This window comes from Oceanisphaera arctica (assembly GCF_002936955.1).
Lineage (GTDB): Bacteria > Pseudomonadota > Gammaproteobacteria > Enterobacterales > Aeromonadaceae > Oceanimonas > Oceanimonas arctica.
In genome coordinates, this window is record NZ_MPZM01000033.1 from 1 (window position 1) to 16,629 (window position 16,629).

Below are 16,629 nucleotides of genomic sequence, written 5' to 3' on the forward strand. Positions count from 1 at the left end.
CACCCATGCCCTGGTGCACAAGGTGCTGCTGGAAGGCAAGCAGGCGGTGGGTGTGCGCTTTGAGCGCCAGGGGCAAGTACAGGAAGTGCGGGCCGACAAGGAGGTGATCCTCAGCGCCGGCTCCATCGGCTCACCGCACCTGCTGCAACTGTCGGGCATCGGCGCAAAAGAGACACTGCAGGCGGCCGGTATCGAACTTGAGCACGAGCTGCCCGGGGTGGGTGAAAACCTGCAGGATCATCTGGAGTTCTACTTCCAGTTTCGCTGCAAGGAGCCCATCTCCCTCAACGGCCAGCTGGGGCTGTGGAGCAAGTTCAAGATAGGCAGCCGCTGGTTGCTGAAAAAAGACGGCCTGGGCGCCACCAACCACTTCGAGTCCTGCGGCTTCATCCGCTCGAAGGCCGGGGTGGAATGGCCGGATCTGCAGTACCACTTTTTGCCGGCGGCGATGCGCTACGACGGCAAGGAGGCCTTTTCCGGTCACGGTTTTCAGGTGCATGTTGGTCACAACAAGCCGAAAAGCCGCGGCACCGTCAAGGTGGCCAGCGCCGACCCCACCGTTGCCCCGAAAATCCGCTTCAACTATCTGGAGCACGAAGACGACCGGGAAGGCTTTCGCGCCTGTGTGCGCCTGACCCGGGAGATCATCAACCAGCCGGCGATGGACCCCTACCGGGCGGAAGAAATTCAGCCCGGCGAGCACATCCGTACCGATGAAGAAATCGATGCCTTCGTGCGCCAGGCGGTAGAAAGCGCCTATCACCCCTCCTGCACCTGCCCCATGGGCACGGACGAGCGGGCTGTGGTGGGGCCGGACACCCGGGTGCACGGCATACAGGGCCTGCGGGTGGTGGACTCGTCCATTTTTCCCACCATTCCCAACGGCAACCTGAACTCGCCCACCATCATGGTGGCGGAGCGGGCCGCGGATCTGATCCGGGGCAAGACGCCGCTGGCCCCCTCGGTGGCAGAAGTGGGCATGGATGAACAATGGCAGCAACGCCAGCGGGCAAGCTCTCCCCTTCGCAGCCTGAACTGAGGGGTTACGAATCAATCCTGAGCGTCCATTCAGTTTTTAACTATCGCAATCGGTGGCGGCTGCCGCCACCGACCTGGCGATACTTAAGACCTGACTCGCGCAGCCTTTACCCTGCGCCAATGGAAGCTCCTTGTGTTTACCAACAACAGGAGAAGTAACAGTGTTTTTGATTAATATGGAAATGAACGGGGGTGACCAATAATGACCGCACTCTTGTCGACAGGGATCTTGCTTACCTTCGCGGCCATCGCCCTCATCCTCTACAAATGGGGCAATATCCGCTGCATCGGGGTGACCCCGGTACGTACCTTCACCTTTATCGCCATTCTCTTTACCTCGGGGCTGGATGTGGGGCTCATCATGTTCCCGCTCACCGAGTTCGCCGGTTATGCAGATCTGGCCTCCAGCCCGGAATACGGCTTCAGCAACCCGCTGGCCATCGAATTTGGCTTCTGGGGCTTTTTGATCTGGGGATTCTACTTTCTCACCTGCTTCTACTTCTGCGTGATCGAGCCCAGAGTCGGCTTCTTCGAGTTGCCGCTGGTCAAGCTTATCAACAACATGGTCATCATAGGCACCTGCGCCTTTACCGCCTTCCTGCTGCTGAGCAACCTGCCCTGGTACATGCCGGGCATCGGCGACGGAGAAACCGTGGTGGGCAGTTTTTACCTGATAGTGCTGCTGGTCATTGCCGCCTCTATCTATTCCAGCACCAGCCTGCGTTACGTGAAAATACTGAGCCTGGGCACCAGCTGGCTGTTTATCGGCCTGATCGCCGCCATGTGGGGCAGTGCCTTCCTCGGCACCGGGGATGCGCTTGGCGAGTTCGCCGGCACCTTCGCCCTGCTGGGCGACTATTTCGGTAACATTCACCGCTTTGTGCTGCCCATCAACGACTACCACGAGTTCTATCTGTTCTGGTGGTTCTCCTGGAGCATCATGATCGGTCAGTTTACCGCCCGTTTCGTGGGGGGTCTGCGTACCTGGCAGCTGCTGGCGGCCATGCTGGTCTTTCCGTCCTTCGCCATCGCCATCTGGTTCAGCGTGCTCTATTACTTCCATCTCAACGAGCTGAGCACCGCCGGTTTCTTCAACTGGGCCATGGTCATAGTAGGTATCACCATGGTCATTAACTCGCTGGACTCACTGGTGCGGCTCTATACCGACAACCTCAATCTGTCGGTCTCCCGTCTGGGCAAGACGCGCTATTTTGCCGGTAACCTGGTGGCACTGTCCGGTCTGACCCTGCTGTTCCAGCTCGATTTTCTGGAAATCCAGTGGGTCGGTGCTCTGGTGATCGGACTCTTCTTCGCCTGCGTCGGCTATATATTGCTGTACAAACGCGCCGACGTGCTGTCGATAGAGGGCTCTCCCAAAGCCAACCGTGTCGATTACAGCAAACTCGAGTGGGCCAGCTGATACGGCTCCAGCTCATGAGCCAGCGCCTCATCCTCACAACAAAACGGCACCTTCGGGTGCCGTTTTTTCATTCAGAGTCCGAAGCTCGGGGCTTGACGCACTGTGACAGCAGCCGGGCGAAGAAGTCACTGCCCTTGCGGCGGGCAAACTGGATATTGCGCTCGGGAATGGACTCGGGATCGTCGTAGTCTGCCAACGCCTTTTCCATGCTGGCTTCGCGAATGATATGCAGCGTGGGATAGGGAGAACGGTTGGTGTAGTTGGCGGCGTCATCCTGAGGCTCGCCATCGAAACAATAGTCGGGGTGAAAGGTGGCCAACTGGTATTTGCCCTCGAAGCCCTGTTCGAACAGCAGCTCGTTGGCCATGTCGACCAGATCCAGATAGGCGTAGAAACCTTCGAAGCCACGGGGAAGGATCATCAGGGTGGTTTCCACCTCCGGCTGCTCATCCAGCAGACGACACTCGGCCAGCAGCGCCTGCAGTACCGCCGCCGGCTTGTGCGCCTCGAGCGCCACATAGCGAATGCTGGCACGCTCCACTTCACGGCGGGCGAAGGGGCAGAGGTTGTATTTCATGATCACCTGCTTCACCCAGTTTTCGGTGTGCTCTATGTACTGCGCTTGTTCTGATTGCGTGTGTTCTGACTGTTCTGACATGACTCGTTTCTCTTCTGTTTCGGCTCACCCGCCCGCGACCATGGTAAGCCATATCCGGGACCGGGGGATATTACTGATAAAGCCGGCCATTATGCTTCAGCCAGCCGCCCGGGTGACGGCCTCGGGGGTCGTGATGAGTCCAGTGCACCACGCCGCCCTTATCATTCCATTCATACTCGCCGTAAAACGCCACCGTATCGCCCACTTTCAGGCCGTCGATGCGCGGTGCCAAGTCGATGTTATGGGCAATCAGCAGGGTCTGACCGCTCGGCAATGCCAGCAGAAAGCGCTGATGGCGGGAGCCCTTGTTGTCATCCGCCAGCAGACGAGACACCCGGCCGCTGCCCTCTACCTGCACATCGCTCTGCCGGTTCTGATAGGCCAGCTGCAACGGATCGGTGGCAGCCTGATCCGTCGATAAAAAAGAAAAAAGCTGCGGATTCTGGGTCAGGGCGCCGGCAAGGCCGAGGCCGATCAGCAGGGCAATAAGGAGTTTTTTCATCGGGGTTTCAACCTCGTCACTTTCAATCTCGTCACTGGGGGTAATGTTATTCGCGGGTAAAGACCAGATCCGCATAATAACCGATGGCGGTGCCCTTGCCGTTATCGGCGTCGGTCATGATGGCCACGGCGTCGATATAGCGAAACTCCTTGCCGAACAGCCGCCGCAGATCCGCCTTCAGATTGCGTTTTTCCGTTACCCAGCCGCCGCCGTCCTCTTGGTTGCGCAGCGCCAGCATCATCGCCTTGTCGCCGGCGAAGGGATTGGGCCAGCGCTGCCCCACGCCAGCCTGCTGCGCCCAGACGTAACTGATGGCCTTACTACTCAGCCGGGTCCAACCGTCACGCACCACCACATAGACCCGCACCGCGAAATCGTCGCCCGCCTTGACACGTTCGTCGGTCACCGCCGGAAACCGCTCCACCCGCCAACGCCAGCTGAGCCAGGGTGTGGCATCCAGATCGATGCGTTGTTCGTAGAAAAGGCCGGACGCCGCCCCCCGACTCTGCGCCCGCACCACCGGCTGCTGCAATTGCGGATCGAGCACCAGTTGGTAATCGGTATTGCCGGCAAAGCTTTTTTGCTCCCAGCCGAGCATGTCGGCCGGCGTAAACTCCAGGGACTGCGCCTGCGCAGACAGCACCGGAGCAAACCATGCCATAGCAGACAAGACCAGTAACAACAGGCTGAATATTAACGATGTATACATTTCGGCGCTCCCTGACTTTCCTCATTGCTTGCCCACCAAGCTTAGTTATGACACCTCAACTTCACTGTCCCATGTCAGCACCTATGACCGCCTGTGGTCCACCCTGCCCTACCTGCGGCCAATGGTGACCATCATCGATGACACCCTGGCCGACTACGGTGTGGATGAAGACGGTGGCCGGGTACATGATCTGCTCGACACCCGCTGCGACCCTTACGTCAACAACCTGCTGACCGGTGAGGATTTCGACTTCCATTGCCATTCCAACCTGGTCCGGGCTGTGGCGCCCTACGGCCTGACCGAATTCGATGTGCACGATGTGCTCAACGTCTTCCAGTGCACCGGACTCAATGAAGACGACCAGTACTTCATGAAGGCTTGTCCGGCGAAGAAAGGCGATTACCTGGAGTTCTTCGCGGAAATCGACCTGCTGTGTGCCATGTCCTGTTGTCCGGGGGGTGACCTGTCCATCGACCTGTGGGGACCGGAAGCCCGTGCCCCACTGGAAACCTGCAACCCGCTGGGTGTTGAAATCTATGCGGTAGAACCGGCTCTGCTGGAAGGCTGGTCTTCCCCCCAGCCAGCTCCCTACAAGGGTAATCACGGCATGCGCCTGCAAGCCGTTGACTGGGCCACCCTCAAGAAAAACTGCTGCTGAATACACCATGCGGGTAACGGCAGGCGAACCTGTCGTTACCCGCAGGAGTATAATGAGGCCGACAACCACTTTGAAAGGAGCAACCATGCCCACACTACTGCTCAATGCCGATATGGGTGAAAGCTTTGGCCCCTGGGTCATGGGACTGGACAAGGAGGTCATGCCGCATGTGGATCTGGCCAATGTGGCCTGTGCTTTCCATGCCTCGGATCCCGATATCATGCGCAGCACGGTCCGTCTGGCCTGTCAGTATGGTGTAAGAGTCGGCGCCCATCCGGCCTACCCGGATCTGGTCGGTTTCGGGCGCCGCTCCCTGGCCTGCTCGGCCCAGGAAATAGAAAACCTGGTGCTCTACCAGATCGGGGCCCTCGCCGCCATCTGTCGGGCCGAAGGCACTCAAGTCGCCTACGTCAAACCCCATGGCGCCCTCTATAACGACATGATGCAGGACAACGACAAGCTGCTGGCGGTGATGCGTGGGGTGGCCGCCTTCGACCCGCAGCTGCCGTTGATGGTAATGGCCACCGCCGATCCGGCCCCGGTCCGACAGCTGGCAAAACAGGCCGGTATCAGCCTGTGGTTCGAGGCCTTTGCCGACAGAGCCTATGATGCCAGAGGTTTTTTGGTGTCCCGCCGCTTGCCGGGCGCCGTGCATCATGATCCTCAACTTATCGTCGAGCAGGCCAGGCGCATCGCTCTGGGCCAGCCGCTGACCGCCATCGATGGCAGCGAGCTGCAGCTGCATGCCGATACCCTGTGCGTGCATGGGGACAATCCCGAGTCGATTGCCGCCATCCGCGCCATTCGTCAGGCGCTGGATACGGCTGTATGAAATACCACCCAGATAGTGGGCTGCCACGGCTGGAGAATGCCGGTATCGATGCCTGGCTGATCCGACTGTTCGACGCCATAGACGAAGCCAACATGCTCTGGATCACCGCCCTGGTCGAGGCCTGTGAGCAGGCGTTAGGCGATAATCTGGTGGATATAGTGCCCTCCTACACCACAGTGCTGGTGCACTATGACTCGCTCAAACTGGACTCGCAGCAGGCAAGAGATTTACTGCAGTCGCTGCTGGCCGGGCTCACCGCCAAAGACAGGGGTTCCGATGCCAGCATCAAGGAACTGCCGGTCTGGTATCACCCCAGCGTGGGGCCCGAGCTGGCGCTGCTGCAACAGAAAACCGGATTCGATCTGGCGCGCATCATTCAGCTGCACAGCGAACACCAGTACCGGGTGTTTGCCCTGGGGTTTGCCCCCGGCTTTGCTTTTATGGGCTCGCTGCCGGCGGAGCTGGAACTGCCCCGGCTGAGCACACCGCGCAAACGGGTGCCGGCGGGCAGCGTGGCGCTCGCCGGGCGACAGACCTCCGCCTACCCGCAGATCTCACCCGGTGGCTGGAACCTGATCGGCCGCACCCCGGCCCGGCTGTTTGATCCGACCAGTCAGGAACTCAGCCTGCTCCAGGTGGGCGATACGGTGCGCTTTGTGCCGGTTGATAAAGAAGAATTTATTCGCCTCGGTGGCGATACCACGCCTACGGAAATGCTGTCATGACCCAGTTATCCAATACCAATAACGGTTACCTGAAGGTGGTCAATCCCGGTCCGCTGACCACGCTGCAGGATGCCGGTCGTTTCGGCGTGCGCCGACTGGGCATTACCCAGGGCGGCCCCGCCGATCTCCATGCCTGGGCCTGGGCCAACTGGCTGCTGGGCAACCCCTGGGGCACGCCGGCGTTGGAAATCACCCTCGGCGGCCTGGAACTGAAGGCCGAACAGGACTGTAGCCTGGCACTGTGTGGCGCCGATCTGGGAGCTACTCTGGACGGAGAGCCGCTCGGCTGCTGGCAAGCATTCCGCCTGCGCAAGGGTCAGACCTTAAGCTTTGCCATGCCGGTGACCGGCGTACGTGCCTACCTGGCGGTGAAAGATGGCTTTATCGCCGAGCCGATACTGGGCAGCGTGGCCTGCGTCACCCGTGACCAGCTGGGTGGCCATCTGGGTAACGGCCACAAGCTGACCGCCGATGACCGGCTGGGCTTTGCGACCCATACCGACGGGCTAATCCAACGGACCGTGCCGGAAGCCGAACGGCTGGATTACCGCTCACCCGCCAGCCTGGCACTAATCCCCGGAGCCCAGGTCGCCGCCTTTACCGGCGACAGCCTGTTCCGGGCCTTCAACTCACCCTGGGCGGTGGATACCCGGGCCGATCGCATGGGGGTGCGGCTGCTGGGCCCGGCCCTGCGCTGCACCATGAATTCGATGATCTCGGAAGGTATCGCCCTGGGCGCGGTACAGGTGCCCCCCGACGGCCAGCCCATCGCCCTGCTAAACGACCGGCAAACCATCGGCGGCTATCCGCGCCTGGGCACGCTCACGCCTCTGGCCTGCGCTCGTCTGGCCCAGTGTGCTCCGGGGCATCAGGTGTGGCTCAAGGCCACCGCGATAGAGGCGGCCCAGAACCAGTATCGCCGGTTCAGGGCCGGGTTTTAAAGATCGGCCGGGGTCTTCAGCCAGTACAGATGCAGCTGGCTAGCCCCAGCGCCCCCACCACAGGCCCACCGGCAGTAAAAGGTTGGCCATTACCGTCAGCCAGAAAAGCAGCCGGAACGACGGCTTGCGCGATTTGTGCCGAAGCAGGTGCCGGCCCAGCCAGGCACCCGGCCAGCCCCCCAACAGAGCAAGCAGATGCAGGGTGCGTTCGCGCACCCGCCACTGGCCATGAATGGCGGCCCGCTTGTCCCACCAGTACACACCAAAGGTGATCAGGCTGAGCACCAGATACCACAGCGCCAGCCCGAGATAGATCCGAATCATGTTTTTTGCTCCTGCTCCCGCTGTTGCTGCTGCAACTGCCATAGCTTGGCATAGCAGCCTTGGGCAGCCAGCAGCTCCTGATGGCTGCCCTGCTCGACAATACGACCCTGATCCATCACCAGAATATGGTCCGCATCCACTATGGTCGACAGCCGGTGGGCGATCACCAGGCTGGTCTGGCCGCGGGATACCTCGCGAATGGCCTGCAGTATGCTTTGCTCCGAACGGCTGTCGAGGGACGATGTCGCCTCGTCGAACACCAGTATCGGCGGCCGTTTGAGAATGGTGCGGGCAATGGCCACCCGCTGCTTTTCGCCGCCGCTGAGCTTGAGGCCGCGCTCGCCCACCAGGGTATTGTGCCCGTCCGGCAGCCGGGCGATAAAGTCATCCAGATGCGCCAGCCTAATGGCCTCCTGCACCTCTTCTTCGCTGGCGTCGATGCGGCCGTAGCGAATGTTGTCGTAGATGGAGGCGTTAAACAGCACAGTGTCTTGCGGCACTATGCCGATGGCCCGGCGCAACGAGTCCTGAGTAACGGAACGAATATCTTGGCCGTCAATCAGCACGGCGCCCTCACCCACCTCGTAAAAACGAAACAACAGCTTGACCAAGGTCGACTTACCCGAACCGCTGGCCCCCACCACCGCCACCTTTTGCCGGGGCCGCACACTAAAACTGACCCGCTCCAGAATGGGCCTGTCCGGGCCATAACCGAAGCTGACCTCGCGAAACTCGATCTCGCCCCGGCTGATGGCAAGCGCAGGGGCATCAGGGGCATCCTTGATGGCCGGCGCCCGGCGCAACAGGTCGAACATGCGCTCCACATTGGCCATGGAGCCCTTCATTTCCCGATACACGAAACCGAGAAAGTTGAGCGGCATGAACAGCTGCATCATGAAGGCGTTGATCAGCACGAAGTCACCCAGGGTCATGGTGCCGGCCACCACATTGCGCCCGGCCAGCACCATCATCACCGTCATCGCCAGGGCGATGATCAGCGCCTGGCCGCCGTTGAGCGCAAACAGCGTCAGCCGGTTCTTGCGTCGCGCCTGCTCCCATTGGGCCAGATCCCGATCGTAGCGCGTGGCTTCAAAGCCTTCGTTGGTGAAATATTTCACCGTCTCGAAGTTGAGCAGACTGTCCACCGCCCGGGAATTGCTCTGGGAGTCGGCCTGGTTGGCGGCCCGCACATAGCCGGTGCGCCAGTCGGTGGCCACCACAGACCAGGCCACATACAGCACCACCGCCACTAGGGTGGTGAGCGCAAACCACACCGAATAGTTGACCAGCAAGACCCCCACCACCAGGGCGATTTCGAACAGGGTCGGCACTATGTTGAACACCATGAAGCGCAGCAGAAAACTGACCCCCGACACGCCCCGCTCTATGTCTCGCGACAGGCCGCCGGTGCTGCGATTGAGGTGAAAGTCCAGCTCCAGCCGGTGCAGGTGGTTGAATACCGCCAGCCCGATGCGCCGCATGGCCCGCTCGGTCACCCGGCCAAACAGGGTGTCGCGAATTTCGCCGAACAGCACGTTGGCAAAACGCACCGAGCCATAGGCCAGCAGCAGCCCCAACGGCAACGCCAGTACCTTGTTCTCACCGGTGTCCATGGCATCGACGATGTACTTGAGAATAAAGGGCAGGCCCACGCTTGCCACCTTGGCCGCCACCAGGCAGCACAGGGCCAGAAACACACGGCCACGATATTCGAGCAGATACGGCAGCAGGGTTCGCAGCGTCTGCCAGTTGAAGGAGGCGTCTTCCACCTCGGGATGATAAGAACCGCGTCGCATGAGTCAGCCTGATACAAGGGAACAGAGATAACTTCATGATACTCCGTCCGGCGGAGTGTGCCCGCATGCTTCAGTTGAAACCGCTTTGGTGTAAGCTGAGCCCAGAGCCATTATCGGGAGACAAACCATGGAACGGGTGCCAGAGAACAGCATCTACAGCCTGCAGCTGGATGGCGAGGGCGGCATGCAACCGCTGCCGGCAGGTTCGCCACTACCGGCTGCTGCGCCGGCCTGGGTGCATCTGGATTACGGCCAGCCGGATACGGAGCAGTGGCTGCTAAACACCACACTGCTGAACGACAGCGCCCGCGAGGCATTGCTCGGCCAGAGCAGCCGGCCCAAGCTGGTGCGCCATGGCGACAACCTGCTGCTGATCCTGCGGGGCATCAACCACAACAAGAACGACCGGCCGGAAGAAATGGTGGCGCTGCGCATCTTCATCAGCCCCCAACTTATTCTCAGCAGTCGGCGCCGCCCGCTGTTGTCGGAACAGGACGTTTACGAACAGCTGGCGGGACAGGGCGGCCCCGTCAATCCGGGCGACTGGCTGGTGGAAATCTGCGATGCCCTTACCGACAGGGCCGGCGAGTTCGTGGAGGCGCTGCACGATCAGATACTGGAGCTGGAAGAAGCGGTGCTGGAAAACGAAATGCCCGCCACCGGCCAGCTGGGCCGCATCCGCAAACAGCTGATCATGATCCGCCGTTATCTTTCTCCCCAGCGGGATCTGGTGGCCCGGCTGGCCAGCGAGAAAATCGGCTGGCTGGACGACGACGACCGCCGCAGATTACTGGACATCGCCGACCGGCTGCGTCGCTGGCTGGACGATCTGGACGCGGGCGTGGCCCGTACCGCCGTGCTGGCGGACGAAATCAACAATATGATGACCGAAGCCACCAACCGCCGGGCTTATCAGATGTCGGTGATGGCGCTGCTGTTTTTGCCCGCCAGCTTTCTTACCGGTCTGTTCGGCATCAACCTGGGTGGCATGCCCGGTGCCGACAACCCGCTCGCCTTCTGGGCCTTCTGCCTGATACTCACCGGGCTGGCGGTGGGGCTCGGCCTCTGGCTCCGGCTGCGCCGCTGGTGGTAACGGCGCCAGCCAACCCCGAACGCCAGCCATAAAAAAACCGGAGGGTTTTACCCCTCCGGCCAGTTATCACATTAGCGCCGTGGCTCAGGCGGCCATCGGTGTGATACGCACCTGAGCGATGCGGAAGTCGGCCACTTCAATCACCTCGAAGCGCAGATCTTCATGTTCGAACACGGCACCGGACTCCGGCAACTGACCGCTCCAGGCCAGCAGCATGCCGGCCAGGGTGGCGTATTCGTCATCCGGATCCACCAGCCCACGGCGCGACAACACCTGCTCCAGGTAATGCAGATCGGTGCTGCCCTTCACCAGCCAGCCGTGCTCTTCGAACAGTACTTCGGGATCTTCGTCCTGGTCCAGAAACTCGCCGACGATAGCTTCCAGCACATCGTGCGGTGTCACCAGACCCTGCACGGTACCGAACTCGTCGTTGACCAGCACCACGTTACCGCGCGCATCGCGCAGTACGTTGAGCAGACGGATCACACTGATGCTGTCCGGCACTATGATGGAGTCGTTGCCTTGTGCCAGTTCGGCCAGGGTCTTGCCCTCTTTCAGGCCGGCCATCAGATCCTTGGCGCGCACCACGCCCAGCAGGTTATCCAGCTCGCCGTCGCACACCGGAAACTGGCTGTGAGAAGAAGCCATCAGCTCGGCTAACACCTCTTCGCGACTATCGGACACATCCAGCCAGGCAATATCGGACCGTGGCGTCATCACAGTACGGATGGAGCGCTCGGCCAGCGACAGCACGCCGCTGATCATGTTGCGCTCTTCTTCCGCAAAGCCCTGCTCCCGGCTTTGTTCCGGGGTCTGTTCCGGCTCTTCCTGATCCTGGTCTTTGCCGCCCATCAGGCGAAAAATAGCGGCGGTGGTACGCTCACGCAGGGGCTGACGGGCTTCTTCCTTGGCGACATTGCGCTGGCCCATCTGGTTAAAGAATTCGATCAGCACCGAGAAACCGATGGCCGCATACAGGTAGCCCTTGGGGATATGGAAGCCGAAGCCTTCCGCCACCAGGCTGAAACCGATCATCAGCAGGAAGCTCAAACACAGCACCACTACGGTCGGGTGAGCGTTCACGAAATCGGTCAGTGACTTGGAGGCCACCACCATCACTATCATCGCCAGCACCACGGCGGTCATCATCACCGGCAGGCTGTCCACCATACCCACGGCGGTAATAATGGAGTCGAGCGAGAACACCGCATCCAGCACCAGGATCTGGGCAATCACCACACCGAATCCGGCATAGGCGGTGGTGGTTTCTTCCTCTCCCATCTTGCCTTCCAGCCGCTCGTGCAGCTCTGTGGTGGCCTTGTACAGCAGGAAGAGACCACCGGAAATCAGGATCAGATCCCGACCCGAGAAACTCAGTTCACCCAGGGTGATCAGCGGCGTGGTCAGGGTGACCAGCCAGGACACCACACTCAGCAGTGCCAGACGCATAAACAACGCCAGCGACAGACCGATAATTCGAGCCTTGTCGCGCTGATGCGGCGGCAATTTTTTAACCAGAATGGCAATAAAGACCAGGTTGTCGATACCCAGCACTATTTCCAGAATAATAAGTGTCAGCAAGCCCGCCCACATAGACGGATCCATCAGGAATTCCATGATTTACCTCTTAAGAAAATGTCGATGCGCAGATCAGCGAATAGCACAGGCCATGCCGGCGAAATCAGTATAGCCGGGGCAGCAGACAAATCCGGATGGGATGGCGAACGTCGGGGACGGCAAAAAACAGGGAGGAAGTGAAAATTCAGAACTCTGTTGCAAGCAACTTCGCGAGCAATCCATATGGTACACCGGCGATTGACCGGACCTCTTGGTTAAAATGAACGCATATCATAATGGCAAAAACGGGGCTGGCAAGACTATTTCGCAGCGAAGCCGACGACCGCATGGACTGGCAGACGGATCCCCGAGCGGACCGGGCACGGTAAGGGTAAGATAAAAGCACCGATTACGGACGGAGCCGAGACCATGCCCATCACTCTCGCCAGCTGCCCGCCGAGACCCTCCCCGACTACGGCGCAGAGCCCCGACTCGCAATGATCCCAGGCGCCCAGTTCCGCTTTTTTGAGGATCAAAGCCTGATCGACGCCTTTAGCCAGCCCTGGCGGCTGGATCCTCGATCGGATCGCATGGGGATCCGGCTGAAAGGATCCATGTTTCACTGCAACATCGATGGCTGACCACCACCGCCACGGACGCCCAGCAGCAGTACAGAGCGTTTCGGGCGCAGTTTTGAAACAACAAAAAGCCCGCCTTACTGAAGCGGGCTTTTTGTATACCTGTCATACCGGGCTTGACCCGGTATCTTTCTACAGAAAGATTCTGACTTTCGTCAGAATGACGCTCTAAACAAAGATATCAATCAACCTTGTCGAAGGTCTTGTTCTCGACAAAGTCGAGGGACATGAAGCTTTCCAGCGAGTCGTCCTTGATGTCCAGCCAGCGGGCGGGCAGCTTGGAAGCCATGGTGCCGGTCACGGTAGAGCGATAAGCGTTTTCCCGGAAGCCCATGATGTTCTCCTGCTTGTGCAGCAGCCACTCTTTGAGCAGATCCGCTTGTTTCTCTACCGCAAATTCCGGGTAGTCGGTGGCATCGTTCAAATCGCGAATGTAGCTGGCCTGAAAATCAATGGACGCATTGCAGCTAGCCAGGGCTTCATGACGGCTCAGCCACTGCTGCATGTCCTGCCGGCGCTCAAAGACCCCGGGCAGCGCTATCTTGCCCAGCATCACGTCCCGCGCATACCAGGCCTGGGCATCGAACATGTTGAAGGTGAAGTACTGATCCTGCATGCCCAGATAGATCAGCTTGGGGTTGTTCTGGAAGAACACGCCTTTATACAGGTTATCCGGGTACAGGCAGTTGTTAGTCTGCAAGCGCAGCTCATCGGGCAGGAAGGGAAAGTGGAACAGATAACCGGTACACATGATGATGGCGTCAAACTGTTTACTTGAACCGTCGGTAAAGTAGCCGATATTGCCTTCAAAATGCGCCAGTAGCGGCCTTTCTGCCATGCCTTCCGGCCAGTCGAAGCCGATGGGATTGCTGCGATAACTGATGGTGACCGACTTGGCGCCGTACTTGTGGCACTGGGAGCCGATGTCTTCCGCCGAATAGCTGGCGCCGATCAGCAGCACATTCTGATCCTTGAATTCCAGCGCATCCCGGAAGTCGTGGGCGTGCAATACCCGGCCCGGGAACTGCTCTACACCCTCGAAATACGGCATGTTGGGGGTGGAGAAATGACCGGTCGCCACCACCACATGATCAAACTCGTTGGTTTCCTGCTCGCCGGTCTTGTGATTCATCACGGTGACGGTGAACTTCTCTGTGCCTTCGTCATAGGTCACCCAACGTACCGGGCATTCGAACCGGATGTATTTAAAAATGGCCTGCTTGTCTATTCGACCCATGATGTAGTCTTTAAGCAAGGCACACAGCGGCGGATAGGACGGAATGGCCCGACCAAAGTGTTCGTCGAAGGAGTAGTCGGCAAACTCCAGACATTCTTTGGGGCCATTGGACCACAAATACCGATACATGCTGCCATGAACTGGCTCGCCATTTTTATCTAAACCCGTGCGCCAGGTGTAATTCCACATGCCGCCGATATCACTTTGTTTTTCATAACAGACGATTTCCGGCAGGTCTTGAACCCCTGCCCGGCGAGCCGCCTCAAAAGCCCTTAACTGCGCCAAACCACTAGGACCTGCGCCTAAAATTGCTATTTTTTGCTTGCTCAAAACTGTCTCCTTTAGTGCAATAACCTTGCCACTCTAAAGGAATTAGTCGTTTGTTTACAGGCAAATGCGAAAAAACGCACTAAAAATAACCAAAAACACGAAACAATTGAGCACTAAGTTCTTATGTTAAAGACCTGAATGAATACTTTATTCTGTACGACCGCTCAGCTCATCAGCCGCACCAGATCCTGTGCCGCCGTGCGCGGGCATTGCGCCTGACAGATGGCCGACACCAGCGCTACCCCGTGCACACCAGTAGCCGCGATATCCTGCAAATTGGCGGCGTTAATGCCGCCAATAGCCACCAACGGCAGCGAACTCTGTGCCACGGCGCTGGCCAGTCCGTCGATACCCCACTCCTTGATGAGGTTGGTTTTGGTGGGAGTGGCAAAAATGGCGCTTAGCCCCAGGTAATCCACCGGTAACGATTCGGCCTCGAACAACTGCTGCTCGGTTTCGACCGACAGGCCCAGCAACTTGTGCGGGCCGATAAGCTGGCGGGCCAACGCCGCCGGCATGTCCGACTGACCCAAATGCACTCCGTCTGCATCTACCGCCAGCGCCACATCGACCCGGTCGTTGATGATCAGCGGCACCCCGGTGCCTTGCAGCACCGTCTTTATGGCTTGCGCCCGTTCGATAAAGGCGCGCACATCGCCGTGTTTTTCGCGCACCTGCACCATGGTCACGCCGCCCCTGACTGCCTCGGCCACCACGGTTTTAAGGGTATCAACAGGCTGCCGGTCATCGGTGACCAGATATAAACGATAAGGATTCATGGTTGCTCCATTCTCAGCCGCTGCATCAGGGTTTCTGCATCCAGGCGGTACAGGGCATCCAGCAGATTCAGCTGCAGGCTGCCCGGCCCTTGCGACTGCTCCGCCGCGATTTCACCGGCCACCCCCAACACGGCCGCTGCCGCCAGACCCGTGGTTTCGCCTACGGCGGCGAAGGCGCCGGTCAGCGCCGACAGGGTACAGCCCATGCCGGTGACAAAGGGCATCATGGAGTGGCCGTTATGCAACCGGAATTCGCTATTATCTGTAACGATAATGTCTATTTTACCGGAGATCACCACACTGCAGCGATAGTACCGCACCAGATAACGGGCCGCCTCTACCGCCGCCTCGCTGGCATCCAGCGCATCCACGCCCTTGCTGTTGGCTTCTGCATTTGCGCCTGTTCCGGCGAGCGCGATGATTTCCGAAGCATTACCACGAATGATCAGTTGTTCCGCCGCTTCGGCGATGCGCCGGGATGTTTCGGTACGTAAAGAGCTGGCACCGCAACCCACAGGATCCAGCACCACCGGCTTGCCATGCTGGTTCGCCTGCTCCACCGCAAACATCATCCGCTCAATCCAGACGCTGTCCAGGGTACCGATGTTGATCACCAAGGCACCGGAAAAGGCCATCATCTCCGCCAGCTCGGCGCGAGAGTGCGCCATGATCGGCGATGCCCCCATCGCCAGCAGGCCATTGGCGGTGTTATTCATCACCACATAGTTGGTGATATTCAATACCAGCGGCTTCTGCTCACGAACGGCGCTCAGGGCGGTGACGATTGTTTGTGTGTTCATATAGTTCCTTGAAGGCCTTTGACACCTTGTTGGCTGTTTCAGCCGTCGATAGTGTTGTATCTGGGCAGGCCACGCTTGAAGCTGGCCGTGAAATAATGATTTGCCGCGTCAACAAAATAACATACGGACCAATCGTTACTCACATCACCATCCACCGGGAGCTCTATGCTCATCAGTTCGAAATCGTCCCGCCACTTTCCGGTGAACGCCTTTCCGGTCCATAGCTCGAAATCCGGCTCGAAGATTGGCCAGCACTGCCGAAACAGTTCATCCAGGTCGGCAATACACCCTCGGTAGAATTCAACCTGCGGTGACCCCGGGCCAGCCAACCCCGCATTGATCAGCACCGACACCGGCTGCTCACTTTCCCAATAGTCATTGGGCTCAGCTTTATCACCGCCCATGAACACGATTCTGCCGAAGAATTCATGATGCCTTTCAATCGGTGGCTTGCCGAACAACCTTTCCTTAAGCTTGCTTAACATCGTTGAACAATCCTTGTCTGTTAAGGAATGTAAAATATAAGACCTGACTCCTTTATTCACTAACCAAACAAAAGGCCCGTAACAACGGGCCTTTTTTCAAACGAATC

At 59.1% G+C, this 16,629-nt stretch carries 17 protein-coding genes and 1 pseudogene; 8 read left to right on the plus strand and 10 right to left on the minus strand.

The window, feature by feature from the left end; translation table 11 throughout:
* A partial coding sequence (locus UN63_RS12690; protein ID WP_181068246.1) for a GMC oxidoreductase occupies positions 1-1,039 on the plus strand: 1,039 nt, incomplete at its 5' end.
* Positions 1,040-1,240: 201 nt separating this feature from the next.
* On the plus strand, positions 1,241-2,458 hold the full coding sequence (locus UN63_RS12695; RefSeq protein WP_104487119.1) for a choline transporter: 1,218 nt from the start codon (positions 1,241-1,243) through the stop codon (positions 2,456-2,458).
* Positions 2,459-2,525: 67 nt separating this feature from the next.
* Here the strand turns inward: UN63_RS12695 and UN63_RS12700 are convergent, their stop codons facing one another.
* From UN63_RS12700 to UN63_RS12710, 3 genes are all read right to left on the minus strand, one after another.
* On the minus strand, positions 2,526-3,116 hold the full coding sequence (locus UN63_RS12700; protein WP_104487120.1) for a DUF1415 domain-containing protein: 591 nt from the start codon (positions 3,114-3,116) through the stop codon (positions 2,526-2,528).
* A gap of 70 nt (positions 3,117-3,186) precedes the next feature.
* Entirely contained in the window at positions 3,187-3,618 is a 432-nt protein-coding gene (locus UN63_RS12705; protein WP_104487121.1) for a DUF3465 domain-containing protein, read from the minus strand.
* A gap of 46 nt (positions 3,619-3,664) precedes the next feature.
* The gene (locus UN63_RS12710; protein ID WP_219821169.1) at positions 3,665-4,327 is read right to left on the minus strand and encodes a DUF3047 domain-containing protein; all 663 of its coding nucleotides are present in this window, start codon (positions 4,325-4,327) and stop codon (positions 3,665-3,667) included.
* Positions 4,328-4,355: 28 nt separating this feature from the next.
* Here UN63_RS12710 and UN63_RS12715 point away from each other — a divergent pair, with 28 nt between their 5' ends.
* The 4 genes from UN63_RS12715 (at position 4,356) to UN63_RS12730 (ending at position 7,483) form a co-directional block, all read left to right on the plus strand.
* Positions 4,356-4,985: an urea carboxylase-associated family protein gene (locus UN63_RS12715; RefSeq protein WP_229793583.1), complete on the plus strand. Its 630-nt coding sequence runs from the start codon at positions 4,356-4,358 to the stop codon at positions 4,983-4,985.
* Between the two features lie 85 nt (positions 4,986-5,070).
* Positions 5,071-5,817, plus strand: a complete 747-nt coding sequence (locus tag UN63_RS12720) for a 5-oxoprolinase subunit PxpA (protein WP_104487122.1) — start codon at positions 5,071-5,073, stop codon at positions 5,815-5,817.
* On the plus strand, positions 5,814-6,542 hold the full coding sequence (gene pxpB / locus UN63_RS12725; RefSeq protein WP_104487123.1) for a 5-oxoprolinase subunit PxpB: 729 nt from the start codon (positions 5,814-5,816) through the stop codon (positions 6,540-6,542). The genes UN63_RS12720 and pxpB overlap by 4 nt, the downstream gene beginning before the upstream one ends.
* Positions 6,539-7,483 carry a 5-oxoprolinase subunit C family protein gene (locus UN63_RS12730; protein WP_104487124.1) on the plus strand — a complete coding sequence of 315 codons (945 nt, stop codon included), beginning with the start codon at positions 6,539-6,541 and terminating at the stop codon, positions 7,481-7,483. Before pxpB ends, UN63_RS12730 begins: the two co-directional genes overlap by 4 nt.
* Before the next feature lie 39 nt (positions 7,484-7,522).
* Here the strand turns inward: UN63_RS12730 and UN63_RS12735 are convergent, their stop codons facing one another.
* Together UN63_RS12735 and UN63_RS12740 are read right to left on the minus strand one after the other, a co-directional pair.
* The gene (locus UN63_RS12735; RefSeq protein ID WP_104487125.1) at positions 7,523-7,807 is read right to left on the minus strand and encodes a DUF1294 domain-containing protein; all 285 of its coding nucleotides are present in this window, start codon (positions 7,805-7,807) and stop codon (positions 7,523-7,525) included.
* On the minus strand, positions 7,804-9,603 hold the full coding sequence (locus UN63_RS12740) for an ABCB family ABC transporter ATP-binding protein/permease (RefSeq protein WP_104487126.1): 1,800 nt from the start codon (positions 9,601-9,603) through the stop codon (positions 7,804-7,806). Before UN63_RS12740 ends, UN63_RS12735 begins: the two co-directional genes overlap by 4 nt.
* A gap of 127 nt (positions 9,604-9,730) precedes the next feature.
* Here UN63_RS12740 and zntB point away from each other — a divergent pair, with 127 nt between their 5' ends.
* Positions 9,731-10,696, plus strand: coding sequence for a zinc transporter ZntB (zntB, locus tag UN63_RS12745; RefSeq protein WP_104487127.1), 966 nt, complete (start codon positions 9,731-9,733; stop codon positions 10,694-10,696).
* Between the two features lie 84 nt (positions 10,697-10,780).
* Here zntB and UN63_RS12750 read toward each other — a convergent pair whose 3' ends face one another.
* Positions 10,781-12,313, minus strand: a complete 1,533-nt coding sequence (locus tag UN63_RS12750; RefSeq protein ID WP_104487128.1) for a TerC family protein — start codon at positions 12,311-12,313, stop codon at positions 10,781-10,783.
* A 368-nt stretch (positions 12,314-12,681) separates the two neighbouring features.
* On the opposite strand from UN63_RS12750, the pseudogene UN63_RS12755 reads away from it, so the two are divergent.
* Positions 12,682-12,894 (plus strand): annotated as a pseudogene (locus UN63_RS12755) (biotin-dependent carboxyltransferase family protein); the annotation flags it as partial.
* A 178-nt stretch (positions 12,895-13,072) separates the two neighbouring features.
* Here the strand turns inward: UN63_RS12755 and UN63_RS12760 are convergent.
* The 4 genes from UN63_RS12760 to UN63_RS12775 form a co-directional block, all read right to left on the minus strand.
* On the minus strand, positions 13,073-14,458 hold the full coding sequence (locus UN63_RS12760) for an NAD(P)-binding domain-containing protein (RefSeq protein WP_104487129.1): 1,386 nt from the start codon (positions 14,456-14,458) through the stop codon (positions 13,073-13,075).
* A gap of 164 nt (positions 14,459-14,622) precedes the next feature.
* Positions 14,623-15,237 (minus strand): thiamine phosphate synthase, encoded by a 615-nt coding sequence (gene thiE, locus UN63_RS12765; RefSeq protein WP_104487130.1) that lies wholly within the window; start codon positions 15,235-15,237, stop codon positions 14,623-14,625.
* Positions 15,234-16,037, minus strand: coding sequence for a hydroxyethylthiazole kinase (gene thiM, locus UN63_RS12770; protein WP_104487131.1), 804 nt, complete (start codon positions 16,035-16,037; stop codon positions 15,234-15,236). The genes thiE and thiM overlap by 4 nt, the downstream gene beginning before the upstream one ends.
* 38 nt (positions 16,038-16,075) lie before the next feature.
* Complete coding sequence (locus UN63_RS12775) at positions 16,076-16,522, minus strand: hypothetical protein (RefSeq protein ID WP_104487132.1); 447 nt, start codon at positions 16,520-16,522, stop codon at positions 16,076-16,078.
* Positions 16,523-16,629: the final 107 nt, after the last annotated feature.

Bases quoted from the DNA above. Each gene is read 5' to 3' on its own strand.
- UN63_RS12775 (WP_104487132.1), bottom strand. From the start codon at position 16,522: ATGTTAAGCAAGCTTAAGGAAAGGTTGTTCGGCAAGCCACCGATTGAA.
- UN63_RS12735 (WP_104487125.1), bottom strand. From the start codon at position 7,807: ATGATTCGGATCTATCTCGGGCTGGCGCTGTGGTATCTGGTGCTCAGC.
- UN63_RS12700 (WP_104487120.1), bottom strand. From the start codon at position 3,116: ATGTCAGAACAGTCAGAACACACGCAATCAGAACAAGCGCAGTACATA.
- UN63_RS12705 (WP_104487121.1), bottom strand. From the start codon at position 3,618: ATGAAAAAACTCCTTATTGCCCTGCTGATCGGCCTCGGCCTTGCCGGC.
- thiM (WP_104487131.1), bottom strand. From the start codon at position 16,037: ATGAACACACAAACAATCGTCACCGCCCTGAGCGCCGTTCGTGAGCAG.
- UN63_RS12720 (WP_104487122.1), top strand. From the start codon at position 5,071: ATGCCCACACTACTGCTCAATGCCGATATGGGTGAAAGCTTTGGCCCC.
- UN63_RS12730 (WP_104487124.1), top strand. From the start codon at position 6,539: ATGACCCAGTTATCCAATACCAATAACGGTTACCTGAAGGTGGTCAAT.
- pxpB (WP_104487123.1), top strand. From the start codon at position 5,814: ATGAAATACCACCCAGATAGTGGGCTGCCACGGCTGGAGAATGCCGGT.
- zntB (WP_104487127.1), top strand. From the start codon at position 9,731: ATGGAACGGGTGCCAGAGAACAGCATCTACAGCCTGCAGCTGGATGGC.
- UN63_RS12740 (WP_104487126.1), bottom strand. From the start codon at position 9,603: ATGCGACGCGGTTCTTATCATCCCGAGGTGGAAGACGCCTCCTTCAAC.
- UN63_RS12750 (WP_104487128.1), bottom strand. From the start codon at position 12,313: ATGGAATTCCTGATGGATCCGTCTATGTGGGCGGGCTTGCTGACACTT.
- thiE (WP_104487130.1), bottom strand. From the start codon at position 15,237: ATGAATCCTTATCGTTTATATCTGGTCACCGATGACCGGCAGCCTGTT.
- UN63_RS12710 (WP_219821169.1), bottom strand. From the start codon at position 4,327: ATGTATACATCGTTAATATTCAGCCTGTTGTTACTGGTCTTGTCTGCT.
- UN63_RS12695 (WP_104487119.1), top strand. From the start codon at position 1,241: ATGACCGCACTCTTGTCGACAGGGATCTTGCTTACCTTCGCGGCCATC.